Source organism: Herbaspirillum lusitanum (genome assembly GCF_046025995.1).
Taxonomy (GTDB): domain Bacteria; phylum Pseudomonadota; class Gammaproteobacteria; order Burkholderiales; family Burkholderiaceae_D; genus Herbaspirillum; species Herbaspirillum lusitanum_A.
On sequence record NZ_JAQQFM010000005.1, the window covers coordinates 383,003 to 407,791 of the forward strand.

A 24,789-nucleotide genomic window follows, 5' to 3' on the forward strand; every position below is an offset into this window, starting at 1 on the left:
GCCAATGATTACCAGGGCCAGGCGATGCCGGCATGCCGGCCCTGATCCTGCAAAGCCTGCGCATACAGCATGCGCGCCACAGTCAAGTCCTGCAGCGCCAGGCCGGTCATGTCGAACACGGTGATGTCTTTATCCGCCCGTGCAAAAACGCTCTTGCCGCTCAGCACATCGCCCAGTTCGGTGACGGGCGTTTCGGCATGCCATTGTGTCTCGCCGATCTGGCGCGCCTGATTCGCATCGTCCACAAACACTTTGGCTCGCGCCAGTAAGTCAGGCGGCAATTCTCGCTTGCCCTTGGTATCCGCGCCCACGCAATTCAGATGGGTGCCGGGGCGCACCGCGTCGAGTTCGAACAGCGCAGCTTTTCCCGGGGTCGCGGTGATCACGATGTCGCTTTCGCTCACGGCCAGATTGTGGTCGGCGGCCGGCGCGATATCGCAACGCGCAGCGAACCTGGCTTCAAACTTTTCATCGCGTCTGCGGTTGGTGTTGACGTAGCTCACTTGCTGCAGCGAAGGCAGACAAGCCAGCGCAAACTGCACTTGTATGGCGGCCTGTACGCCGCTGCCGAATACCGTCAGTCGGATGCTGTCTTGCCGCGCCAGGTGCATCAGCCCGAGCGCCCCGGCAGCACCGGTGCGCATGGTGGTGACCGCATTGCCGTCGATGATGCACAGCGGACGGCCGGTCTCGGGGGCGATCAGCATGATGGTGGCCTGATGCGGTTCGCCGCCCAGCGCGCGATTGGCGGGCCAGAATCCGGCCGCCTTGAAACCCAGCAGCCCTTGCGATTGCACGTCGCCCGATTTGATGCCGAATACGCCACCGGTCGATAGCGGTTCACGCACCAGCGGAAACACGCGTCCTTCTCCGGCTGCATGCAACAGAAATGCTTCGCGCACCGCCGGCAGTACCGCTTCGGCAGTCAGCAGTGTTTCAACCTGATGTTTGTCCAGCAGCAGCAAGCGGGCCTCGGCCGGGTTCGGTGGCGAGAATGGAGTAGCGGATGTCGGCATGAGGTTCCTGTTCGGATAAGTGGTTGAGCTCGTGCAGGCATTGAGCCGAGCAAGTTGCGACATTCTATTTTCTTTCGTGCGCGTCGACGGCGCCGGCATCACCAGCCGTGCAAGCGCGGCCAATGCCGGACCTCGCCGGCGGCATCTATTGCAATGTATTCCGGATATTGAGCGCCGGTAGCGCAGGCGTGATTCGGCAGAATACGCAACTGCGTGCCAATGGGAAAGCGCCTGACGATATCGGCGTCCACGCCGTCTCGCAGAGACAAAATGCCGTGCTCCTGATTGGCGCTGCTCAGCACGTAACCGGCAAGCGGTTGAGCAGCAAGGTCGCACACCTGGCCGTAGGCAAAGTCGCATTTCTGTCTTTGCGTGCCGCGATCGCGGCTCATGGCCATCCAGCCGGCATCGACGATGGCCCAGCCCTTTTCTTCCTGATGGCCGATCACGGTGGTCAGCACGCTGAGCGCGATTTCATCCATGCGGCAGACGCCGACGTTGTGCATCACCAGATCGAAGAACACATATACGCCGGCGCGCACTTCGGTCACACCTGCCAGCGATTCCGCCGCCAGCGCAGTCGGGGTCGAGCCCACGCTGACCACCGGGCAGGGCAGACCGGCGGCACGCAAGCGTTCAGCGGCCAGCACGCAGGCTGCGCGCTCCTGTTCGGCGATGGCGATCAGCGCCACCGGCGTGTCGTATTCATAACTGGAGCCGGCATGCGTGAGCACGCCGCCCAGCTTCATGCCTCCCTGATGCAGGCATTGGCCGACGTCCAGCAGCGCCTGCTGTTCTGGCTTGATGCCGGAGCGATGGCCGTCGCTGTCGATTTCTATCCACACTTCCAGGATCTCGCCATGCAGCTGGCCGAACTGCACGATGGCTTGGGCCGAGGCCAGACTGTCGGTAATGATTTTCAGATCGCAGCCGAGGCGGCGCAGGGCCAGGGCCTGCGGCAACTTGTTTGCGACCATGCCGACCGCGTACAGGATGTCGCTGATGCCGTCGGCATAAAACTGCTCGGCTTCACGTAGCGTCGATACCGTGACGCCGCAGGCCCCCGCCGCCAGTTGCTGCGCTGCCACGGCCGCGCTTTTGCTGGTCTTGACGTGCGGCCGGAACTTGACCTGCAGACTATCCATGCGCGTTTGCATGCGGGCAATGTTCGCTTGCATGCGGTCCAGATCGATCAGGGCCGAGGGTGTATTCAGATGGGCAAGGGCCGACATGTGTGCTCCGGAATCAGGTGGTGACAGCGTCGTACTTTAAGATTAATAGGGTAAGTTATGTTTAAATAAAGTGCGATCAAACCTTAAGAGAAATTGAATATAGAAATCACTGGAAGGAATGCAATGATCAAGGTCGAAGACCTGCAACTGATGGCCGCGCTGGCGCAATCCAGCTCGCTCAGCGAGGCCGCTCGCTCGCTGAATCTGACGCCCTCGGCCTTATCGATGCGCCTGCGCAGTCTGGAGACCTCGCTGGGCGTGGCGCTGGCGACTCGCACCGCCCGGCGCCTGAGCCTGACCGCCGACGGTGAAGCGCTGGCGCAGGAGGCGCAGGGCTTGCTGGGGCGCATAGAACAATTGCCGGAGATGTTTCAGCGCAACGAACAGCGCCTCAGCGGCAGCCTGAAAATTGCGGCGCCCTTCGGTTACGGGCGACAGTGCATTGCGCCGCTGCTGGTGCGCTTCGCACGCCTGCATCCGGAACTGAAACTGCAACTCGATCTGCGCGAAACACCCTGGCCCGACCGCCATGACGCCGACATCGTGGTGCATATCGGCAGCGTGCGCGATTCGTCCTGGGTGGCGCGCACGATTGCGGACAACGAGCGCTGGGTCTGCGCCAGCCCGGCCTACATCAAAAAGAACGGCATGCCGCAGACGCCGCGCGATCTGCTGCAGCATGCCTGCATCTGTATCCGCGAGAACGATGAAGACGTCAGCCTGTGGCATTTCCGGCGCGAGAAGGCCGATGCGGAAATCCGTTTCGGTGCGCGTGAGTCCTTGCGCATTCATCCGGCGCTGCTCACCAATGACGGCGGCACCGCGCGTTACTGGGCCGAGCAGGGGCTGGGCCTGGTATTGCGTTCGCAGTGGGATGTGGAGGCGGCGGTGGGCCAGGGAAAACTGATACGCGTGCTGGCGGCCTGGCAATTCGACCCGGCGCCACTGATGATCATGGTGCCCTCGCGCAAGGGCCTGCCGGCACGCGTGCGCGCGGCGATGGATTTTCTGGCGGCCGAGTTGAGTGCCTAGGCTGAGCGGTATTCCGGTAGTGTCACAAGGTGCCGCTCAAAACTGCCGCATCACCCGCACCGTCACATAAGGCAGACGCTCGGTCGCCGCTGAGGCGCGTGCGCTGTGCAGGCGATGCAGGGTGATCTGGTTGACTTCGGCATGGCTGCCCGAGATGTGTTCGGTCAGCAGTTTGGCAGCCTGCTCGCCGTCGCGGGCATCGATTTGCGCAAGGATGGCGGCATGCTCATCGTAGGTCGATTCTACGCAATCACCGTAGATGAAATCGAGGCGGCGCACGATGCGGATGCGATCGGTCAGACGATCGAAGGTGCCCGCCATTTCCTGATTGCCGGTGGCGCGCACCAGGGTCTGGTGGAAGTTTTCATCAAGCGTGGCCACCAGGCGGCCATCGCTCAGGCGTTCCGCCGGCGGCACGCACCAGACCATTTTAAGATCGTCGACCATGGCGATGTTGATGTCGCGGCTGGTGCCGGCGTCCCGGCACAATCGCGTCACTGCATGCACTTCAATCAGCATGCGCAGTTCATACAGGTCGGCGAAGCGCTTGAAATCCATGGGAATCACTTCCCAGCCGCCGCGTACATAGCCTTGCATCAGGCCATCGCTTTGCAGGCGTTGCAGCGCCTCGCGCACCGGCGTGCGCGAGACCTTGAAGAAAGCCGCCACTTCCGTCTCAGTAACCTGATCGCCGGGCAGCAGCCGCATTTCGAAAATGTCTTCGCGCAGACGCGCGTAGACATATTCGGGCAGCGAGGCCTTCACCGGTTCTGTAGGTTCCGACGATGCTTGGCCCGGACTGTCGCCAGTGATCAGGGATGAAACGGAGAGTGCTTGCATGGCAACGCGGCCTTTTCAATAAATGCAGAGAATTACCAGGCGGCGATGCAGCCGTCGGTGCGCGGCTCGGTGCCGCCGCACAGGACACCGTTGGCATCGCGCCAGATGATCTGGCCGCGACCGAAACCGAGCTGGTTGCCGGACCAGCTCACTTCATGGCCGAGCCCGGCGCTGCCGAGACCGCGGAACAGATGTTCGGCGGTGCTGTGTTCGATGCTGACCTTGTTGTCGCTTTCCCATTCCCAGCGCGGCGCGTCCAGCGAGGCTTGCGGGTTGAGGCCGAAGTCGACCGTGTTCATCACCATCTGCACATGGCCTTGCGGCTGCATGAAGCCGCCCATCACGCCGAACGGACCGACCGCTTCGCCGTCCTTGCTCAGGAAGCCGGGGATGATCGTGTGGTACGGCCGTTTGCCCGGCGCCAGGCAGTTCGGATGTGCTGCATCCAGCGTGAAATTGTTGCCGCGGTTGTGCAGCGAAATGCCGGTGCCCGGCACTACCAGACCCGAGCCGAAGCCCATGTAATTGCTCTGGATGAAGGACACCATGTTGCCCTCGTTGTCGGCGGTGCACAGATACACGGTGCCGCCGCGTGGCGGATCGCCGGCCACCGGCAGCGTGGCGCGTGCGCCGATCAGCTTGCGGCGTTCATCGGCGTAGGCGTCCGACAGCAGATCCTCGACCGACACGCGCATGTGATCGATGTCGGCGATGTGCGCCAGACCGTCGGCGTAGGCCAGCTTGATGGCTTCGATCTGGCGGTGATAGGTGAGCAGGGTATCGCGCTCGCTGAAGTCGAAACCCTTGAGCATGTTGAGTGCCAGCAGCGCCACCAGACCATGGCCGTTCGGCGGGATTTCCCAGACGTCGTAGCCGCGATAGTTGGCGCGGATAGGGTCGACCCATTGCGGGCGGAAGTCGGCCAGATCGCTCAGTTCCATGTAGCCGCCGGCAGCGCGGATGAAGGCGGCGGTCTTCTCGGCCAGCGCGCCCTGATAGAAGCTGCGGGCATTGTCGTCGGCAATCGATTGCAGGGTGCTGGCATGGCCCGGCGAGCGCCACATTTCGCCGGCACGCGGCGCGCGACCGGAGCCGTCGAGGGCGCCGAAAGTGTCGAACCAGGATTTGAAATGGTCTTCCTTGAATACACGCGAAAAATTCTTGTAAGCCTGCTCCCATGCCACCGCCACCACCGGCGAGATCGGGAAACCGTCCTGCGCCAGACTGATGGCGCCGGCCATGGAACGCGTGAGCGGCAGCTTGCCGAAGCGCTCGGCCATGGTGACCCAGGCTGAAGGCGTGCCCGGCACGGTCACCGGCAGTGCGCCGTATTTCGGCACTTCCTTGTGACCGGCTGCAGTCAGAGCGTCGAGCGACATCGCCATCGGCGCCGGGCCGCTGGCGTTCAGACCATGCATCTGACCCTTGTGCCAGATCAGCGCAAAGGCGTCGCCGCCGATGCCGTTGGCGCTCGGTTCAACCACGGTCAGCGCGGCGGCTGCCGCAATGGCTGCATCGATGGCGTTGCCGCCGGCTTGCAGCACTTGCAGACCGGCCTGCGCCGCCAGCGGCTGCGAGGTCGCGACCATGCCGCGATGGGCGAACACTGCGCTGCGGCGCGATGCATAAGGGTAGTGATTGGCGTTGAAGCTTGGCATGTTTGGCTTTCTGAAATCGTGAAAGTGACGTAAGTGCAATGAGCGATATTTTAGCGATACAGATGACAGGCTACGTATTCGCCGGGCGCGGTTTCCACACGCGGCGGCGTGTCCGTTTTGCAGACCTCCATACAGGAGGCGCAGCGCGGATGGAAATGGCAACCGGCAGGCGGCGAGGCCGGATTCGGAATGCTGCCCTTGAGCACGATGCGCTTGCGCACCTGATCCGGATGTTCGCGCGGAATCGCCGACAGCAGCGCCTGCGTGTAAGGATGCTTGGGCGCGTTGTAGATGCTCTCGCAACTGCCGTATTCGACCATGCGCCCCAGATACATGACGCCGATGCTGTTGCTGACGTGGCGGATCACCGCCAGATCGTGCGAGACGAACAGATAGGTCAGGCCGAATTCCTTTTGCAGTTGCTGCAGCAGATTCAGAATCTGCGCCTGAATCGACACGTCCAGCGCCGATACCGCTTCATCCGCGACCACCAGTTTCGGGCGCGTGATGATGGCGCGCGCGATGCCCACGCGCTGGCGCTGGCCGCCGGAAAATTCATGCGGATGGCGGCCGGCATAGGCCTGGCTCAGTCCGACCACATCCAGAATCTCGGCTACCTTGCGCTTGCGCGTGAGGCGGTCGAACAGGCCATGCACGATCAACGGTTCTTCCAGCACTTCGCCGATGGTCATGCGCGGATTGAGCGAGGCGAACGGATCCTGAAACACCATCTGCATGTGGCGCCGCATGGCGCGCAGCGGACGCGAGGGCAGGGCCGAGATCTCCTGGCCCATGAATTTGACGCTGCCGGCAGTCGGTTCGATCAGGCGCAAGACGCTGCGGCCGGTGGTCGATTTGCCGCAGCCCGACTCACCGACCAGACCCAGCGTTTCACCTTCGGCGATCTGAAACGAGACATCGTCCACCGCACGCACCGGCGCGGCGCCGGCGCGGCCCGACGCGAAGTGTTTTTTGAGACCGGAAACCTGCAGCAAGGGAGTCGTCATCTTCTTGTCCTCTTATCTTTTTCTTCGCGTCAGTTCGGATACCAGCAGCGCGCCTGATGGCTCGTTGCTGCCGTTTTTGCCGCCACCGCGACCGGTGCCAGCATCGGCGCGTCGGAGTAGCAGCGTGCTTGCACCTTGGGGCAGCGCGCAGCAAAACGGCAACCGGCCGCCACCGAACCGGGCAGCGGCACCGAGCCGGGAATCGCCTGCAGCAATGCGCCGGGCGTGGCGTCCAGCGCAGGCCGTGCGCGCATCAGCGCCTGCGTGTAGGGATGCGCCGGCGCGTCGAACAGATCGCGCACGCTGCTTTGCTCGACCACCTGACCGGCGTACATCACGACCACGCGGTCGCACATCTCGGCCACCACGCCGAGGTCGTGCGTGATCATCAATATCGAGGTGCCTTGTTCGTCCTTCAGCGCACGCATCAGATCCAGAATCTGCGCCTGAATGGTGACGTCCAGCGCGGTGGTCGGCTCATCGCAGATCAGCAGGCCGGGCTTGCACAGCAGCGCCATGGCAATCATCACGCGCTGACGCATGCCGCCCGAGAGGCTGTGCGGATAGTCGTTCACCAGTTGCTCGGCGCGCGGCAGGCCGACCCGCTGCAACATGGCGATCACCTGCGCATCGATCTGCTTGCGGTCGAGCTGGCTGTGCATGCGCAGCATCTCGCGCAATTGATCGCCGATGCGATGCAAGGGATTGAGCGAGGTCATCGGCTCCTGGAAGATCATCGCGATTTCCTTGCCGCGCATGCTGCGCAAGGTGTCGCCGTCGGCTTCCAGCAGATTGCTGATGGCGATGCCGTCGTTGTAGCTGATGCTGCCGCTCAGCTGCGCCTTGCTGGCCATCGGGAACAGCTGCAGGATGGACAGCGCGGTGACGCTCTTGCCGCAGCCGGATTCGCCCAGCAAGCCGACCGTTTCATTGGCGCCAACCGAGAACGAGACGCCGTCGACCGGCGCCACGCGCTTGCCGTGACTGACGAATTCGACTTTGAGATTGGAGACTTCCAGCATGTTCGTTTTTCCTGAGCTGATTTATCTGGATAACTTGGGATCGAACACTTCGCGGATGCCGTCGCCCAGCAGATTGAAGCCCAGCACCACCGCAAAGATGGCGATGCCCGGCCACAGCGCCAGCGTCGGATTGGTGTTCAGATAGCCTTGCGCGATGTGCAGCATCGAACCCCAGCTCGGATCTTCCGGCTTGGCGCCGAGGCCGAGGTAGGACAGGCCGGCTTCGGCGATGATGGCCGAGCCCATCGCGAAAGTGGCCTGAATCACCAGCGGCGCCATCGCATTGGGCAGCACATAGCGCCACATGATGCGCAGATGGCCGGCGCCGACCGAGCGCGCCGCCATCACGTAATCCAGATTGCGGATGCTCATGGCCTGGCCGCGCGCCAGGCGGATGAAGGCCGGTGCGAAGCCGATGCCGACCGCCACCATGGCGTTGTAGAAACCGCCGCCCAGCGCCGCCGCCAGCGCCAGCGCCAGAATCAGCGAAGGGAAGGCCTGCAGCGCATCGACCAGACGCATCACCACCCATTCATCCCAGAAGCCGCGGAAGTAGCCGCTGGCGATGCCGATCGGCACGCCGATGCAGAACGCCAGCCCCACCGCGATCATCGCCGCCTGCAAGGAAATGCGGGCGCCGTACAGCATGCGTGAAAAGATGTCGCGGCCGAGATCGTCGGTGCCCATCCAGTGCGCGGCGTCCGGATTGGACAAGAGATTGCTGTAATCCTGATCGAAGATGGGATCGTGCGTTGCCAGCAACGGTGCGAACAGCGCCACCAGCACCAGCAGCAAAATGATGAGGGCGCCGACCACCGCCAGACGATTGCCGGCGAAGCGGCGCAGGCCGGCGAAACGCCGGCGCTGCGGCAGCACTTCAGACGCGCGGCCCGGCATGGAAGCGGACGCGGCCTGGTCAGGATGGACGGCGGGGACGGGAGTAGAGGGTTCCATACGCTTCTTACCTTGCAATGCGCGGGTCGATGACGGTGTACAGCACGTCCACCACCAGATTGACGATCACCACCATCAGCGCGGCGGCCAGTACGCCGCCCTGCACCATGATGTAGTCGCGCTGAAAAATGGCATCCACGATCATCTTGCCCATGCCGGGAATGCCGAAGATGCTTTCGGTAATCACCAGTCCGCCCAGCAGACTGGAGACCATCAGGCCGCTGGCGGTGACCACCGGGATCAGCGCATTGCGCAGCGCGTGGCCGATCACGACCTGCCAGTCCTTGAGGCCTTTGGAAAATGCGGTGCGGATATAGTCTTCATTGAGCACTTCGAGCAGGCTGCTGCGCACCATGCGCATCAGAATCGCCGACTCGCGCAGACCGGTAGCCAGCACCGGCATGCACATCGCCGCCAGATTGGCGCGCCAGTCTTCGCTCAGCGGTACATAGCCCGAGGCCGGCAGCCAGCCCAGCTTGACCGCAAACAGGATGATGAACATCATGCCCAGCCAGAAGTGCGGCACCGACATGCCGAACAGCGCCACCAGCGTGCTGAAGTAATTGGCGAAGCCGCGCGGTTTGGCGGCCGCCATGATGCCGGCCGGCACCGCAATCAGAATCGCCACCGCGAAGCTGCCCAGCGCCAGTTCTATGGTCACCGGCAGACGCTGCATCAGGGCATCGATGACCGGCGTGCGGTCGATGAAAGAGCGGCCCAGGTCGCCGTGCAGCACGCCGCCCAGCCAGCGCGCGTATTGCACATAAATAGGATCGTCCAGACCGAGCTGGGCGCGCAGCGCGAGCGCGGCTTCCGGCGTGGCTTCCTGGCCGAGAATGGCGGACACCGGATCGCCCGGCAGAATCGCCAGCAGCGAAAAGATCACCATGCTGACCAGCAGCAGCGTGGGGATGACCAGCAGTAGGCGTTTCAATAATGGAGACATGTGCACAACATGTTGGGTAGGACGGTGAATGCCGATGCGGCAGATGCTGCGTGCGAACCCTCGTCCGCACGCAGCCATGGCTGCTGGCTCAACGCACTTACTTGGCCAGCGTCGCGGTGCGGATCACCCCGTCAGGGACATAGCGGAATCCCTTGACCGACTTCGAAATGCCGAACAGCACATTGTCGTGGTTCAGATAAACGTAAGGCACTTCCTTCACCAGGATCTGCATGGCCTGATCGTAGAAAGCCTTGCGCTTGGTGTCGTTGCCTTCCAGACGGGCTTGTTGCAGCAGATCGTCGACTTCCTTGGCGCCGTACTTGGAGTAGTTCAGCGAGCCGTTGGTGACCACGAAGTCATAGATGTTCTGGTCAGGGTCGGGACGGCCGCTCCAGCCCACGAACAGGCCTTCATAAGTACCGGCCTTGCCGGCTTCGATCTGGGTCGCCAGTTCAGCCTTTTCCAGCGTCACGGTGATGCCGGCCGGACGCAGCATGTTCTGCACCATCTGGCCGACCTGCGATTCATACGGCGTGGTCGGCAGGGTCAGCTTGAAGCTGAAGCCGGCTTCCTTGCCGGCCGCCTTCAGCAGCGCCTTGGCGCGCGCCACATCCACTTTGGGCGGCAGATCGGCTTCGCCATTGGCAAATTGCGCCTTGCTGAACGGCGAGTGGCTGGGCGCGACTGCGCCGTTGTAGACCACCTTGGCGATGGCGTTGCGGTCGATCAGGATGTCGACCGCCTCACGCACTTCCTTCTTGTCGAACGGCGGCTTGGATGTATTCAGGTAGAAGCCGCGGAAGCCCAGCGACGGTTTGTTGATCACCGAGTAGTTGGCATTGGCCGGGATATTGGTGATTTCCTTGTAGGGGAAACGATTGGTGACATCGACCTGGCCGCTGCGCAGATTGTTGAAGGCGACATTGACGTCGCTCATGATCTTGTAGACCACGCCGTCGACCTTCGGCAAGCCGGCTTGCCAGTAGTGCGGGTTCTTTTCCAGCGTGATGGTGGCGCCCTTGAGGCGGCCCTTGTATACGAAGGGGCCGGTGCCGACCGGATTGTTGACGTAGTCGTCGCCGAATTTCTTGACGGCATCGGGCGATGACATCATGCCGGCGCGGTCGGTCAGAATCGACATGAAAGGCGCGAACGGCGTGCTCAGTTCCAGCTTGATGGTGCTGTCGTCCACCACGGTGATCTGCTTGATGTACTTCAGCTCGTTACGTCGCAGCGAGCTCTTTTCCTGGCCGCGCAGCAGATTGAATTCCACTGCCTTGGCGTTGAAGGGCGTGCCGTCATGGAATTTCACGCCCTTTTGCAGATACAGGGTGTAGGTCTTCTGATCGTCGGAGATGGTCCAGCGCTGCGCCAGCATCGGCACGATCTTGCCGGTCTCATCGAGGTCGACCAGCTTGTCGAAAATACTTTGATACACCATGCGCTCGGCGATCATCGACGATTGTGTCGGATCGAGCTTGCCCGGATCGTCGTCCAGCGAAATATTGATGGTCGCGGCGGATGCCGACAAAGCCAGACCAGTCAGCAAGCCGGCAGCGGCAAGGCGCAGACCGAGACGGCCCATGAAGCGGGAAAGCGGGAGAAATGGCATGTTCATCCTTGTTCCTTTAAATGTTGGCATCAATGTATACATCAAAGTCTACATGCATTTTCCATGCCATGTCGACACCGTGATTTAGAAAAATCACTATTGCATTTTGTTAATGAATGACAGTTTCCGGTCTTCAAGCGCCGCGCCCAAGGATTTCCGCACGGGAAACCATCCGGGTAGCCGGCGACGTTCGGCCTTTGCCTGCACTGCGCGCAAGCTTGGGACACATTTATTGCACTTGATCAAGCGCGCTGATGGTGCACGCTGCAGCACATGCCGAGGGCGTGCGTGTATGAAATGGTGCGCTCGTGCAAGTGTCGCCGAGTGCTGCCGTTGAGCATGCCCGGGTCTGCCCGGCTTCTGCAAAAGCGGTATGATCCGGCGCTTGAATATTGAATGAATGCAGGGCGGCTTGCATAAAGCCGACGCACGGAGAAATGAGCAAGGACAACCGCATTGAAACCAAGGCAGCACCTGCCATCGGCGCGCCGGAACTGGCGCTGATCACCATCACCTGCATGTGGGGCGCCACCTTTCTGATCGTGCATAACGCCGTCGCAGCCAGTGGCGCGCTGTTGTTTGTCGGCATGCGTTTCGGCGTCGCCGCGCTGCTGCCGGGTCTGATCTTTTTTCGTCAGGTGCGTGGACTGACTCGCGCAGAACTGGCCGCAGGTGCGCTGATCGGCGTCAGCATTTTCGGCGGCTATAGCTTGCAGACTTACGGTCTGATGAGCATCTCCAGCAGTCGTTCTGCCTTCATCACGGCCTTTTATGTTCCCTTCGTGCCGATTCTGCAATGGCTGGTGTTGCGGCAGCGGCCGTCGCTGATGGCGTGGATCGCGGTCGGTATCGCCTTCGTCGGGCTGGTCCTGATTACGGGGCCGGATGGCGTCGCTTCCGGCATCAGTTCCGGCGATCTCTTGACGATGCTGGGTGCGGTGGCGATTGCAGCCGAGATTCTATTGATCAGCCGGGTAGCGCCCGGCCTCAATATCGTGCGCGTGACGGTGGTGCAACTGGCCACTGCTTCGCTTCTGGCATTGGGCGGCGCGCTGATATCCCGCGAGCCGACACCGGAGCTGAACTTGCTTTATGTGGGCAGCGCAATCGCGCTGGGCGTCATGAGTGCCATCATTCAATACGTGATGAACTGGGCGCAGAAGCGTATTGCGGCGACCAAGGCCACGCTGATCTACGCCGGCGAACCGATCTGGGCCGGGCTGGTCGGCGCCATTGCCGGCGAAAGAATCACCCCGCTGGCCGCGGTCGGCGCATTGCTGATCGTGTGCGCGAATATCATCGGCGAGCTGAAGCTGAAGAAAATCATCAAGACAGCAAAGACCGAAAAGACCGCGCAGACCGGCAGCAAGCGCTGAGCAAGTCTATGAATCGAGCGCCAGAAAGCGGGTGCCGGGCACCGGATTGAAGGTCACGGCGGGCGCTTCGCTGAAGCCGAACTCTGCATAGATTTTTTGTGCGGCGGCGAACTCCGGCAACACATCCAGACACATGCGCGCATAACCGGCGCTGCGCGCTTCCTGCAGAATGCGCTCGACCAGACGGCGTCCCAGATTTTCGCCGCGCGCGGCAGGGCGTACATACACGCGCTTCATCTCGCAGCTGCTTTCATCCACCTGGCGCAGACCCACGCAAGCGACCACTTCATCTGCACGCCAGGCCAGCAGCAGACGGCCTGCAGGCTGCGCATATTTTCCCGGCAAGGCGGCGAATTCGCTCTCGTAATCCTGAAACGCGAGACTGACGCTGACGCTCGCAATGTATTCGCGGAAGATGCAGATCACCGCGTCGAGATCGTCGGGAAAACGGGCGTGGCGGATTTCTGTCATGGTTGCTGCTTGCATTCCTGTGGGCTGCCTTTCGTGGTGTGATGGTGTCCGTAGCGGCACCGCGATTCGGGCCGGCGATGCGATATGTTGTGGCCCTAGCTGATGCGCAGAGACATGCCTGCCTTCTTCGGCGGCAGCGATGCTTCGAAACCGTATTTGCGGTAAAACTCCGGCGTGCCATGATCCGCCATCAGGCTGACATACGCGGTCGGCAGGGCGGTAGCATGAATGTATTGCATGAGCCTTTGCATGATCATGTGACCCAGTCCTTTTTTCTGATGCTGCGGCAGCACCGCGATATCCACCACTTCAAAGAAGCAGCCGCCGTCGCCGATGATGCGGCCGATGCCGACCGGCACATCCTCGGCATAAACGACGACGCTGAACAAACCGTTTTTCAGACCGATGGCGGCCGCTTGCGGCGACTTCCTGCTCATCCCGGCGGCCAGTCGGATGTTGATGTAATCCTCGATCTCGGGGACGGTTTCTCTGAGCTGGTAATTCATGGTCGATGTCCAATCAAATGAGGCTGAGCCGGCAATTATGCGACAGTCTGCAAGGCGGGCAGAGAGGGATGGCTTCGGTGTTTCGGGTCCAGTTCATCGGCGTATAGCAGCGGATCGCATTGGGATGATCATTCTCCGGCGAAGCGCGTGATTTCTTCCCGGTCACGCAAACATATTTTGGTAGCCGTGAATGTGTCGAACAAGCGCTGATGCGCGGTGAACGAACTCGAACCTTCGCGCGAGCGATATGTGGACGACCAGCTCAGCAAAGCCTCGAAACCCGCCGCTGTCGCACCATTGCGCTTGCCGCGCCGGCGAATATTGGCGACGCATTCCTGTTCGTCCGTGCACAGCCAGATCAGTCCATCGGCGCGTGCCGTGATCTGCTCCACCAGCCAGCCGTAAATGCCTTCAATCACCCATGCATCTCCGGCGGCAGCGGTCTTGGTCAAGGCCATGGCCTGATCCCTGTCGCGCGGCAGATTGTAGCCATCCGCCTGCCAATGGATGCGGTCCAGATCGATCCACGGCGCATCGTGGCGGCGCGCAATGCGCTCAGCCAGCCAGCTTTTGCCGGAGCCGGAATTGCCGATGATGATGGTTCGGGATGTGCGCATATTCATGGAGAATGGGGATTGTGACTTGCAAGCGGGACCAGGACTGCAGAATTTTAATGTATCGCAGCAACATTCTCGCGCGGCATGTATGGCCAATTGCTCATTAAACTTGTGCCGGTCTGCAGCGTTCAGTGAAAAATGCTTGCGAGCAAGTGTTATAGGGCGATGCTATCGATTTTATTAATATTGATAATCAAAGTATGTTCGGTTTAATGCAGTGCAAAGAGAATCTGCGTATAGAATACAAAGCAAAAAAGACGTGCAATTCAAGCATCGTCCACGAATAACTCTCCCACCTTTTGTACAAAGTCAACGAATGAGCTTCGCAACTGCCGGTGACGTCCTGCTGATTCAGTCTCTTGAGGCTGTTCCCAAGATACTTGATATGGTTTCCTTTCTGACAAAACTTCGTTTTGTCTGCGTGGCCAGAGTCACGGATGAGCATTGGACTGCCTGCGCCGTCAAGGACGATCTCAATTTCGGCCTGCGTGCCGGCGACGATCTGATTCTCTCCACCACCATCTGCAAGGATGTGCGCGAACGCCTGGCACCGGTGGTCATCGATGCGGTCAGCCGCGATCCGATTTATTCCGATCACATCACGCCCAAGATCTATCAGTTCGAAAGCTATTTTTCGATCCCGCTGATCCGTGAGAACGGCGAGTATTTCGGCAGTCTGTGCGGCATCGATTCGGTCGAGCGCGAGATCTCCGATCCTAAGACCATCGCCAGCCTCGGCATGCTGGCCGAACTCATTTCCCTGCAGTTGAAAGACAGCCATAGCCTGGTCAATGAACGTGAGGAATTTGCGACGCTGAGCCGCAATGGCGCGCGCGATCTGGCCGTGATGAATCAGGCGCTGGTGGATGAAAAGGTGGCCTCGGAACTGCGTGAAACCTTTGTCGGTGTGCTGGGTCACGATCTGCGCAATCCCATCAATTCGATCCTGCTCGGCGCCTCGGTGCTGGAGAAAATGTCGCTGGACGAAAAGGCCATGTCTATCGTCGGTCGCGTGCGTCGCAGTGCGCTGCGCATGTCGGGCATGGTCAACGATATTCTGGATTTCACGCGCGGCCGCATGGCCGGCGGCATTCCTGCCGTGATGCAGTTCGAACACAACATGCTGGGCGTGTTCGAGCATGTGATCAGCGAACTCCGAAGCGCTTATCCCGAGCGTGAAATCATCGTCAAATTTCCCTCGCTGATCGAGCTGCAATGCGACCCCGGCAGGCTGGGGCAGGCCTTGTCGAATCTGCTGAAGAACGCGCTGGCGCATGGCGACGAAAGCAGCCCGGTCATTGTGACCGGCGTCAAGATCGGCAGCTGGTTCGAGCTGGCGGTGGAAAATGCCGGCAAGCCGATTCCGGCCGATCAGCATGGCGCCTTGTTTGAGGCCTTCACGCGCCTGAAAAACAATTCCGAGGGGCTGGGACTTGGCTTGTTCATCGTCTCGGAAATCGCACGCTCTCACGGCGGCACGGTGCAGGTGAATTCTGAAGCAGAGCGCACCGTGTTCTCGATGCGCATTCCCTGCTGACACCGTTCGGATCGAACCGATTCGACGAATCAGCCCGTACCGCAGCATAAAATCTCAGTGCCTGGCGCTCAGAGACACCGACAGGGAATCTCTGAGCGCCTGCGCCTGTGCCGACAGATTGTCCGAGGCTGAAGCAACTTGCCCGACGTTCTCGGTATCGATCTCCATGCCTTTTTCCAGTTCTTTCATGCCGTGGCTGAACTCCACAGTGTCGGGGCTCTGTGCCTTGCTGGCCTGACTGATTCCATCGATCAGGCGCGCGACGTCGCTGGCGCCGCTGACCACCTCGCGCATCGATTGCCCGGCGTGGGTCGCCAGCATGGAACCTTCTTCAGTGAATCGATGATCAGCGTCTTGATGTCGCGCGCGCCGCTTCGACTGAGGCATTCATGGCGAGGATGTTGGTCTGTGCCGCGATGCGCTCGATGGTGGTGACGATCTCCGCCATGCGATGCACCGCGCTGTCGATTTCACTCATCTGTGCGTAACGACAATATTCCCACGCCGGTTTTTGTGAGCTTGTCGGCGTGCGGTGACGCCGTTCTCACATTTCCTTGACCGTGCTTTTCTTGATTGCGCCCAGTTTTCTTGAAATTCGACGTGAATCTTGCCGGTCGGCACCTATTTCTATCCCGTTCTGTGGCTATTTGCATCAGCTCAGGTTTTTCCTGATGAAGTTCGGCGGTGGACTAGGGAAGGCCCTGATTCACCAAAGTGCTGTCAAAAATTAAAGTGTGTCCATACCCGCTGCAAACAAGTTCTCGCAAGGGGCGAGATCGGGGAGTCGGGAAAATCGGGAGAATAAAATGTTTTTTGCCAAGAAAAATCGCTTCGTTTGTGCTTCCGCCGCCGCTCTGCTGCTGGCAACCAGTGCTCCGACTTTCGCCGCGACTGCAACCGGCTCCTTGATCATCAGCGCCTCGGTGCTAGCCTCCTGCACCGTGGTGGGCTCCACTATCGCCTTCGGCGCCTACAGCTCGACGCAAGTCGATCAGACCGGCAACATCGCCGTGCTGTGCACCAACGGCACCACTTACAACGTTGGCCTGGACGCAGGTGCAGGCACCGGCGCTACCACCGCAGCACGCAAGATGACCGGCAGCGGCGGCGGCACACTGAACTACGCGCTGTATCGCGATTCGGGCCGCACCAACAACTGGGGTTCGACCATCGGCACCGATACCCAGGCCGGCACCGGCAGCGGCCTGCTGCAGAATCTGACGGTCTACGGCCGTATCGCTTCGGCTCAGACTCCGCTGGCAGGCACTTACACCGACACCGTGACTGTCACACTGACTTACTAAGTCGCTCCGCTGAATTAACTTCGCTTTAAACAGAAATGCCGCTCAGTTAAACACTGAGCGGCATTTTTGTTGGCGTCTGCGCTGTCGCTCTCCGTGGCCCGCGATCAGGCCGGATCATATCGGGAAATATTGCTTTCGAACGCGGAAGATCAACGCAATCAAGCCCGCACAAGGCGATCCTCAGGCAGCATGCCGCCGCAGAAATCCGACAGGTTGCGGATGGTGGTCTGCATGATCTGTCCGATGGCTTCTTCGGTGAAGAATGCCTGGTGGCCGGTGACAATCACGTTGGGGAAGGACACCAGCCGCTGGATCACATCGTCGGTGATGATGGTGGAGGACAGGTCCTGGAAGAATAGGCTGGCTTCCTGCTCGTAGACATCAATCGCCAGTCCGCGTAAATGTCCGCTCTTGAGCGACTCGATGGCCGCTTCCGTGTCGATCAGGCCACCGCGGCTGGTGTTGACCAGAATGCAACCCGGCCTCGTGGCCGCCAGCGACCGCCGGTTGATGAGGTGCTGTGTCGCTTCGATAAGCGGGCAATGCAAGGACACCACATCGCTGGCCGCCAGCAATTGAGGAACATCGAGATAGCGTCCGCCCAGTGCTTCGAATTGCGGGTTGTGGTGTACATCATGGCCGAGCAGTTGGCAGCCGAAACCGGCCATGATGCGTGCGAAGATCGTGCCGATTTTGCCGGTGCCGATCACGCCTACCGTCTTGCCGTGCAGATCAAAACCCATCAGGCCGTCGAGTTCAAAATTGCCTTCCCGCGTGCGCATGCTGGCGCGCGCGATTTTCCGGTTGACCGCCAGCAGCAGTCCGACCGCGAATTCGGCGACCGAGTAGGGCGAATAGTCGGCCACCCGCATGACCGTAATACCCACGCTGGCGGCTGCGGCTGCGTCGATATGGTTGTATCCGGTAGAGCGCGTGAGCACCAGCCGCGTGCCCTGACGGGCCAGTTGCGCGAGTACCTCGGCGTTGGCATCGTCATTGACGAAGATGCATACGGCCTCGCAGCCTGCAGCCAGCGGGGCGGTGGACAGGCTGAGGCGGTCTTGCAGAAACAGCAGTTCGTGCGCACCGTCGCTGTTGGCGCGCGAGAGCAAGGTCTGGTCGTAGCGCCGGGTGCTGAATACTGCGGTTTTCATGGTCTGTGTTCCCGAGAATGATGGGCCAGCGAATTTGTGAGCGTGTTGTGGTTCTGTGAGTTTCGCATACCCATATACATCCGGCACCCGCTAAAACACCCGCCCCAGCTGCAGGTAGAGATTCCAGACGCCTTGCTGGCCCAGCGCCACGCCCAGGTAGAGCGGGCCGATGGCGCTGCCGCCGCCGACGAATACGCTGATGCTCTTTTTGTACGGCCCATCGCCGAAGGCGCTGCGGTTCTGCCAGACGTTACCGGCTTCCAGACTGGTGCCGAGCACCGGATTACGCAGGCCCGGCAAGCTGTATTCATTCAAGTCGCGCAGATAGGTGACACGGCCGTACAGCAGATAGTTGCCGTAGAACTGATCCGTTGCGTAGGCCGACAAGTGCTGAAATCCACCCAGGGAAAAGCCCAGGCCGGCATTGTTGGCTGACAGGCTGGTGGCCGCTTGCAATGCCAGATTCAGGGTATTGCGGCCGTGGCTGAAGGCCCACAGCGTTTCGGCCTGGATATCGCTGTAGCGATTGTCGTCCTGTCCCAGTCCGCGATTGGCTTCGGCGTAGACGTAGTAACCCTTGCGCGGGAACAGCGGATCGTCGAGCTGGTCCAGCGTCAGCCGCAGCCGCGCCACCGGTTGCGTGGTCTGCGCCGCATCGTAGAGCGAGACCGAGCCGCTGGTGAGGTTGTAAGCCGGAGTGTATTTGATGTGCTGATAATTCACGCCCAGCCGCAATTCGCCCAGGCGCGCCAGCGGCAGACCCAGATCGACGCCGCCGATGGCGGAGTCGATGCGATATTGCGTCAGCGGCGTGGCCTTGGCGTCGCTGCCGTCGGGATAAAAGTCGAAATAGCGCCGGCTGATTTCAACATAGGGCGCCACATACATGCCGGAATTGCCGAACACCGGCTGCCGCAATTCGCTTTGCAGACTGGCGCGCTGGTTGCCCAGCACCAGATCGTTGCGCCATTCGAGTCCGCTCTGATTGATCCAGGGATAGCGGTGGCCGATCTGCAGATTGAAGCCGCCGCGGCCGTTGAAGTTGTTGGAAACACCGAGGCCGAACAACAGATATTGCGGGCCCCAGGATTTTTCTTCGGCATCCACCACCAGCACATTGCGCCCATCCCGCCGCACCATCTCCTGCGTCACGGTGTTGAAGTCGCCGTTGGTGGAAAGCTGCGACAACTGCTGATTGATGGCATGGCCGTCGTAGACCTCGCCTTCCTTTACCTGCAAGCGGCTGCGCACAAAGGACGGCGGAATGCGGCCGCTGGTCTTGATCTCGATGGCGTCGATGCGCGTGTTCTGCGCCAGCGCGATATTGCTGCCGCTGCTGCCCCCGCCATTGCGGGCGGCCAGATAGGCCTGCCATTGCTCCGGCGCGAGCGACAGCTGGGTCAGTCGCGCATTCTGCTGCTGCGCCGCTTCCCAGCCGGCATTGACGCCATCCTTGCCGCGCGCAAAGTCGGTGAAGGACATGCCGCTCAGATCCGGTTCGATCAAGACATCCTTGCCGTTCAGCAGCGCCTTCTGCGCCTTCACGTTCTGCTGGATCAGGATGCCCACCATCTGCTGTGCCACGGCGGTCGGCGATTGCAGTGCCGATGCATCCTGCAGCGGGGTGGCGATGTTGACTGCGATGATGATGTCGGCGCCCATCTCGCGTGCATCCTGCACCGGCAGATTGCTGACTAGACCGCCGTCGACCAGCACGGTGTCGCCGATTCTGAAGGGGGCAAACAGGCCCGGCACGGCCATGCTGGCGCGCATGGCGCGCGGCAGAGAGCCCTTGTCGAGCACCACTTCCGTGCCCTTGCTGAGATCGGTGGCAATCGCACGGAACGGAATCGGCAACTTGCCGAAGTCGATGTTGGCCGGCAGTTGCGTGGTCCAGTTCTGCAGCAGCGCCAGCAGGTTATTGCCCTGTACCAGACCGGAAGCCAGCTTGAGTTTGCCCTCGTCGTAGCCGGCGGCAATCGAGATCGGATATTGAAAATCGTCTTCGCGCTGTGATTGCGGCAGGCGCGAACGTTCGTTGCGGTCAAAGGCGATATCGCTCAGATTGGTCTGCGACAGCCGACGCTCGAGATCCTCGGCCGAGATGCCGGTGGCATACAGGCCGCCGATCAGCGCGCCCATGCTGGTGGCGGCGATGTAATCGACCGGCACATGCAGTTTTTCCAGATATTGCAGCACGCCCAGATGCGCATAACCGCGCGCGCCGCCGCCCGACAGCACCAGGCCTATGCGCGGCCGATGTGGTATCGCCGAAGTCGAGGCCGGCACAGTCGTCGTGACGGCGCTGCCGGTAGCCGCAGTGATGGAACCCGCTGCCAGCGGTTGTTGTATCAGCAGCCGCGTGGCTGGAGCGTTCGCCGTTGAGGCATCAGCCGCAATGAGGCTTTGCGCTGATGCCAGCGCCGGAACGATGACGGTCAGCGCCAGCAGTGAAAGGCAAGCTTGGCGGACGGGAATGACGAATGAAAACGGATGCACGGCAGGCGCCCTGAGTTGAGCGAGCGCTCGCCACAGGCGGCGCTCATGTCGTTAATTTTCTTGTGATTTTTCCGGCCGGCATGACTTGCGGACGGACGACGCATATTAAACCAGTGCGGCTGTTGCAGCGCAATGGCCGGCGGCCTGATTCGGAGCGGGAGAGGGTTTGGGGAGTGGGCCGGCAAGGAAAACTGTACGGCTGCGGGCAAGCATTCAGGCTTGAGCGACCTGCGGCGCAAGCGTTTTCGCAGGCTCAGGAGTAATACGCGCCGACCGGCGGCTCGGCCAGAAACTCCTTGGCGTGACGTATGCTTTCCGGCGGTACCTGGCGCAGCGATGCACGGTGCGCTTCGACGCTATCCCAGACTTCCAGGATCACGATGCGGGTCGGGTCGGCGTGGTCTTGCAGCAGTTCGCAGGACAGGCAGCCTGCCGAGGCGCGGATATCGGGCAGGATATCCATCAGAAAGTCCTTGAGTTCTGCGCTGCGTCGTTCACGGGCATGGAAACTGTTGATACGAGTGATGCTCATGATGGCCTCTGTCTGCACATTGAAAATTGCACATGCCTGCGCATGCCGTAAACGGTCTGCAAAAATCCTAACCGCCGTAAGCGCCGGCCTGCAAGCGGATTCGATGCTGCGCTGCAAGGGGCGCAGCATCGCTGAAACAGGTTCGACCGGCCGCCTTGCCCATCGGTTCAGAACTGCGGCCGGTGAAGGCTGCCGCTGCGCCCGGCTATTGCCCGGCCAGAACGGTAGGCGTGGCGCGCGGCAGGGTCTGCGGATAATCGCGGCTGAAATGCAGGCCGCGGCTTTCCTTGCGCTCCAGCGCACTGTTGACGATCAGCGAAGCCACATCGACCAGATTGCGCAGCTCCAGCAGATCGCGCGTGATGCGGAAGTTGGCATAGTACTCATCGATTTCTTCCTTCAGCAGGCGGATGCGATGCTGGGCGCGCTGCAGGCGCTTGTCGGTGCGCACGATGCTGACGTAATTCCACATGAAGCGCCGCAATTCATCCCAGTTATGCGCGATCACCACTTCTTCGTCGGCGTCGCTGACGCGGCTTTCATCCCAGTCGGGCAGATCGGCTTGCTCCTGTATCGCCTGCTGCTCGATATCGCGCGCTGCGGCGCGGCCCAGTACCAGGCATTCCAGCAGCGAATTGCTGGCCAGACGATTGGCGCCGTGCAGGCCGGTGTATGCGGTTTCCCCGACCGCATACAGGCCGGGCAGGTCGGTGCGGCCGGCCATGTCGGTCACCACGCCGCCGCAGGTGTAGTGCGCGGCAGGCACCACCGGGATCGGCTGCCTGGTGATGTCGATGCCGAATTCCAGGCAGCGTGCCTGAATGGTCGGGAAATGTTCCTTGATGAATTCCGGCGGCTGATGGCTGATGTCGAGATCGACGTGATCCAGTCCGCGCTTCTTCATTTCAAAATCGATGCTGCGCGCCACGATGTCGCGCGGCGCCAGTTCGGCGCGCTCGTCATGTTCCGGCATGAAGCGCTTGCCGGCGGCGGCGCCGGCCGATTGCGGCAGCTTCAGCAGCGCACCTTCGCCGCGCAGCGCTTCGCTGATCAGAAATGACTTGGCGTAAGGGTGATACATGCAGGTCGGGTGGAACTGGATGAATTCCATATTGGCAACGCGGCAGCCGGCGCGCCAGGCCATGGCGATGCCGTCGCCGGTCGCCGAGTCCGGATTGGAGGTGTAGAGATACACCTTGCCGGCGCCGCCGGTGGCCAGCACGGTGTGCTGCGCAGCGATGGTGAGCACCTTGTCTGCCTTGATGTCTTGCACATATACGCCGAGGCAGCGCGGTTCGCTGCCGGCGTCCAGCTTCTTGCTGCTGATGACGTCGATGGCGCAGTGATGTTCCAGCAGCGTGATGTTGGGATGCGCGCGCACCTGCTGTTCGAGCGTCACCTGCACCGCATGTCCGGTGGCATCGGCGGCGTGGATGATGCGGCGCTGGCTGTGGCCGCCTTCACGCGTCAGGTGATAGCCGAGTTCGGCCTGATCGTCGCGCGTGAAAGGCACGCCTTGTTCGATCAGCCATTCAATCGCTTCGCGGCCGTGTTCGACGATGAAGCGGGTCGCAGCTTCATCGCACAGACCGGCGCCGGCGATCAGGGTGTCGGAGATGTGCTGATCATGGCTGTCGCCCGAATCCAGCACCGCCGCGATGCCGCCTTGCGCCCAGTTGCTGGCGCCGTCCAGCAGTTCGCCCTTGGAGACGATGACGACCTTCTGTGTGTGTGCGAGGTGAAGAGCAACCGACAGACCTGCCAGGCCGCTGCCGATGATGGCGACATCGAATTTCATGATCGTTTTAATCTTTTGACGTTGAACGGATGGGGGAACGAAGGGCGGATAAGATCTGAATGAAAACTGATGAAACAAAGGCAATGAAGCGACGATTATACCGAGCGCTGCGAATGGCTGGTCGTGAGGCATTCCGGCGCCATCGTCGTCTGTCGTCGATAGTGCAAAAGCAGAGGACGCAAAAAAGGCCGCGCGGGCGGCCTTTCTTCAGTGCGTCGGTGAATCCCTGCCTGGAGCGGCGGGAATCAGTCCGGAATCAGCCCGGAATCACCGGCTTCACTTTTGCCGCCGCCTGCTTGGCGCGGATGCGTGCCGATTCGATGTCTTCAGCCGCTGCCAGCGCCACGCCCATGCGGCGGCGCTGGAAGGACTCAGGCTTGCCGAACAGACGAATATCCACGCCCGGGATACGCAGCGCTTCGGCCACGCCGTCGAAGGCGATGGCGCGCGCATCATGCTGGCCATAGATCACGGCGGATGCACCCGGCGTTCTCAGCGCGGTGTTGACCGGCAGACCGAGGATGGCCTTGGCGTGCAGTTCGAACTCGCTCTGAACCTGGCTGACCATGGTCACCATGCCGGTGTCGTGCGGACGCGGGCTGACTTCGGAGAACCAGACCATGTCGCCCTTGACGAACAGTTCAACCCCGAACAGGCCCAGACCGCCGAGGTTTTCAGTGACCTTGCGTGCGATGTCGCGCGCCTTGTCCAGCGCGCCTGACGGCATGGGATGCGGCTGCCAGGATTCGACGTAATCGCCCTTGACCTGCACGTGACCGATGGGGTCGCAGAAGCTGGTGATGGTGTCGCCGTTTTCGTTCAGCGAGCGCACGGTCAGCAGCGTGATTTCATAATCGAAATCGATGAAGCCTTCGACGATCACCCGACCGGCATCGACACGGCCGCCGGCGGCGGCATAATTCCACGCGCCTTCGATTTCATCCGGGCCGTCGATCTTGGACTGGCCTTTGCCGGACGAAGACATTACCGGCTTGATCACGCAGGGATAACCGATCTGCTGGATCGCGGCCTTCAGTTCGTCGAGGCTGTCGGCGAAGCGGTAAGGCGAAGTCGCCAGGCTCAGCGTTTCGCCGGCCAGACGGCGGATGCCTTCGCGGTTCATGGTCAGCCAGGCGGCGCGTGCGGTTGGAATCACATTGACCTTGCCTGCCTTTTCCAGCTCGACCAGCGTCTCGGTGGCAATCGCCTCGATCTCGGGCACCACCAGATGCGGCTGCTCTTTTTCGATCAGTGCAGCCAGCGCCGCGCCGTCGGTCATGTTGATGACATACGAACGATGCGCGACCTGATGGCCGGGGGCATTTTCATAGCGATCCACCGCAATCACTTCCACCCCCAGACGCTGCAGAGCGATGATCACTTCCTTGCCGAGCTCGCCGGAGCCGAGCAGCATCACTTTGGTGGCGGAAGGAGAGAGCGGGGTGCCGAGGCGGGTTGTCTTAGTCATAACAAAATAGGCCTGAAATTCATCAATCGCGCGACGATACCAAATCTTGCAGGTTTTGGACAGCGGGAATCGAGTTGCCGGTCCCGTATCGGCGAGCAGAGGGGCCGGCCGGACGATGCCTGCGACGCGATGTCATTCATGGGATATGGCAGTGCAGACTGCCAATGAGCATGCAATCGGGATGGGGCGCTTTTTTTACGGCATGCCT

General features: G+C 61.1%; 23 protein-coding genes. 4 read left to right on the forward strand and 19 right to left on the reverse strand.

The window, feature by feature from the left end:
- Nucleotides 1–8 precede the first annotated feature (8 nt).
- Both PQR62_RS12980 and PQR62_RS12985 read right to left on the reverse strand, forming a co-directional pair.
- Nucleotides 9–1,016 (reverse strand): ornithine cyclodeaminase family protein, encoded by a 1,008-nt coding sequence (locus PQR62_RS12980; RefSeq protein WP_408158364.1) that lies wholly within the window; start codon nucleotides 1,014–1,016, stop codon nucleotides 9–11.
- A 98-nt stretch (nucleotides 1,017–1,114) separates the two neighbouring features.
- A complete protein-coding gene (locus PQR62_RS12985) occupies nucleotides 1,115–2,248 on the reverse strand; it encodes a DSD1 family PLP-dependent enzyme (RefSeq protein ID WP_408158365.1) in 1,134 nt (377 codons plus the stop codon).
- Between the two features lie 123 nt (nucleotides 2,249–2,371).
- Between PQR62_RS12985 and PQR62_RS12990 the strand changes: the two genes are divergently transcribed.
- Entirely contained in the window at nucleotides 2,372–3,280 is a 909-nt protein-coding gene (locus PQR62_RS12990) for a LysR family transcriptional regulator (RefSeq protein WP_408158366.1), read from the forward strand.
- A gap of 36 nt (nucleotides 3,281–3,316) precedes the next feature.
- Here PQR62_RS12990 and PQR62_RS12995 read toward each other — a convergent pair whose 3' ends face one another.
- The 7 genes from PQR62_RS12995 to PQR62_RS13025 form a co-directional block, all read right to left on the reverse strand.
- Nucleotides 3,317–4,120, reverse strand: coding sequence for a GntR family transcriptional regulator (locus PQR62_RS12995; RefSeq protein ID WP_408158367.1), 804 nt, complete (start codon nucleotides 4,118–4,120; stop codon nucleotides 3,317–3,319).
- A 32-nt stretch (nucleotides 4,121–4,152) separates the two neighbouring features.
- Nucleotides 4,153–5,778, reverse strand: coding sequence for a gamma-glutamyltransferase family protein (locus PQR62_RS13000; RefSeq protein WP_408158368.1), 1,626 nt, complete (start codon nucleotides 5,776–5,778; stop codon nucleotides 4,153–4,155).
- Between the two features lie 50 nt (nucleotides 5,779–5,828).
- Nucleotides 5,829–6,785, reverse strand: coding sequence for an ABC transporter ATP-binding protein (locus tag PQR62_RS13005; protein ID WP_408158369.1), 957 nt, complete (start codon nucleotides 6,783–6,785; stop codon nucleotides 5,829–5,831).
- Nucleotides 6,786–6,814: 29 nt separating this feature from the next.
- Nucleotides 6,815–7,807 (reverse strand): ABC transporter ATP-binding protein, encoded by a 993-nt coding sequence (locus PQR62_RS13010; RefSeq protein WP_408158370.1) that lies wholly within the window; start codon nucleotides 7,805–7,807, stop codon nucleotides 6,815–6,817.
- 21 nt (nucleotides 7,808–7,828) lie between these two features.
- Entirely contained in the window at nucleotides 7,829–8,704 is an 876-nt protein-coding gene (locus PQR62_RS13015) for an ABC transporter permease (protein WP_408158549.1), read from the reverse strand.
- Between the two features lie 64 nt (nucleotides 8,705–8,768).
- Nucleotides 8,769–9,707 (reverse strand): ABC transporter permease, encoded by a 939-nt coding sequence (locus tag PQR62_RS13020; RefSeq protein ID WP_408158371.1) that lies wholly within the window; start codon nucleotides 9,705–9,707, stop codon nucleotides 8,769–8,771.
- Between the two features lie 97 nt (nucleotides 9,708–9,804).
- Nucleotides 9,805–11,292, reverse strand: coding sequence for an ABC transporter substrate-binding protein (locus PQR62_RS13025; protein WP_408158550.1), 1,488 nt, complete (start codon nucleotides 11,290–11,292; stop codon nucleotides 9,805–9,807).
- A gap of 464 nt (nucleotides 11,293–11,756) precedes the next feature.
- On the opposite strand from PQR62_RS13025, the gene PQR62_RS13030 reads away from it, so the two are divergent.
- Nucleotides 11,757–12,695, forward strand: coding sequence for a DMT family transporter (locus tag PQR62_RS13030; protein ID WP_408158372.1), 939 nt, complete (start codon nucleotides 11,757–11,759; stop codon nucleotides 12,693–12,695).
- A 6-nt stretch (nucleotides 12,696–12,701) separates the two neighbouring features.
- Here the strand turns inward: PQR62_RS13030 and PQR62_RS13035 are convergent, their stop codons facing one another.
- From PQR62_RS13035 to PQR62_RS13045, 3 genes are all read right to left on the reverse strand, one after another.
- Nucleotides 12,702–13,166: a GNAT family N-acetyltransferase gene (locus PQR62_RS13035; protein ID WP_408158373.1), complete on the reverse strand. Its 465-nt coding sequence runs from the start codon at nucleotides 13,164–13,166 to the stop codon at nucleotides 12,702–12,704.
- Nucleotides 13,167–13,261: 95 nt separating this feature from the next.
- A complete protein-coding gene (locus PQR62_RS13040) occupies nucleotides 13,262–13,672 on the reverse strand; it encodes a GNAT family N-acetyltransferase (RefSeq protein WP_408158374.1) in 411 nt (136 codons plus the stop codon).
- A gap of 128 nt (nucleotides 13,673–13,800) precedes the next feature.
- Entirely contained in the window at nucleotides 13,801–14,289 is a 489-nt protein-coding gene (locus PQR62_RS13045; protein WP_408158375.1) for a P-loop NTPase family protein, read from the reverse strand.
- 385 nt (nucleotides 14,290–14,674) lie between these two features.
- On the opposite strand from PQR62_RS13045, the gene PQR62_RS13050 reads away from it, so the two are divergent.
- On the forward strand, nucleotides 14,675–15,826 hold the full coding sequence (locus PQR62_RS13050; RefSeq protein ID WP_408158376.1) for a GAF domain-containing sensor histidine kinase: 1,152 nt from the start codon (nucleotides 14,675–14,677) through the stop codon (nucleotides 15,824–15,826).
- A gap of 54 nt (nucleotides 15,827–15,880) precedes the next feature.
- Here the strand turns inward: PQR62_RS13050 and PQR62_RS13055 are convergent, their stop codons facing one another.
- On the reverse strand, nucleotides 15,881–16,147 hold the full coding sequence (locus tag PQR62_RS13055; RefSeq protein WP_408158377.1) for a hypothetical protein: 267 nt from the start codon (nucleotides 16,145–16,147) through the stop codon (nucleotides 15,881–15,883).
- 25 nt (nucleotides 16,148–16,172) lie between these two features.
- Nucleotides 16,173–16,304 (reverse strand): methyl-accepting chemotaxis protein, encoded by a 132-nt coding sequence (locus PQR62_RS13060; protein WP_408158378.1) that lies wholly within the window; start codon nucleotides 16,302–16,304, stop codon nucleotides 16,173–16,175.
- Between the two features lie 328 nt (nucleotides 16,305–16,632).
- On the opposite strand from PQR62_RS13060, the gene PQR62_RS13065 reads away from it, so the two are divergent.
- A complete protein-coding gene (locus tag PQR62_RS13065; RefSeq protein WP_408158379.1) occupies nucleotides 16,633–17,130 on the forward strand; it encodes a Csu type fimbrial protein in 498 nt (165 codons plus the stop codon).
- Nucleotides 17,131–17,288: 158 nt separating this feature from the next.
- Here the strand turns inward: PQR62_RS13065 and PQR62_RS13070 are convergent, their stop codons facing one another.
- The 5 genes from PQR62_RS13070 to purT form a co-directional block, all read right to left on the reverse strand.
- Nucleotides 17,289–18,284, reverse strand: coding sequence for a 2-hydroxyacid dehydrogenase (locus tag PQR62_RS13070; protein WP_408158380.1), 996 nt, complete (start codon nucleotides 18,282–18,284; stop codon nucleotides 17,289–17,291).
- A gap of 90 nt (nucleotides 18,285–18,374) precedes the next feature.
- The gene (locus PQR62_RS13075) at nucleotides 18,375–20,642 is read right to left on the reverse strand and encodes a patatin-like phospholipase family protein (protein WP_408158551.1); all 2,268 of its coding nucleotides are present in this window, start codon (nucleotides 20,640–20,642) and stop codon (nucleotides 18,375–18,377) included.
- A 394-nt stretch (nucleotides 20,643–21,036) separates the two neighbouring features.
- On the reverse strand, nucleotides 21,037–21,315 hold the full coding sequence (locus tag PQR62_RS13080; RefSeq protein ID WP_408158381.1) for a putative quinol monooxygenase: 279 nt from the start codon (nucleotides 21,313–21,315) through the stop codon (nucleotides 21,037–21,039).
- 205 nt (nucleotides 21,316–21,520) lie between these two features.
- On the reverse strand, nucleotides 21,521–23,113 hold the full coding sequence (gene nadB / locus PQR62_RS13085) for an L-aspartate oxidase (protein WP_408158382.1): 1,593 nt from the start codon (nucleotides 23,111–23,113) through the stop codon (nucleotides 21,521–21,523).
- Nucleotides 23,114–23,369: 256 nt separating this feature from the next.
- The gene (gene purT, locus PQR62_RS13090) at nucleotides 23,370–24,581 is read right to left on the reverse strand and encodes a formate-dependent phosphoribosylglycinamide formyltransferase (protein ID WP_408158383.1); all 1,212 of its coding nucleotides are present in this window, start codon (nucleotides 24,579–24,581) and stop codon (nucleotides 23,370–23,372) included.
- Nucleotides 24,582–24,789 lie beyond the last annotated feature (208 nt).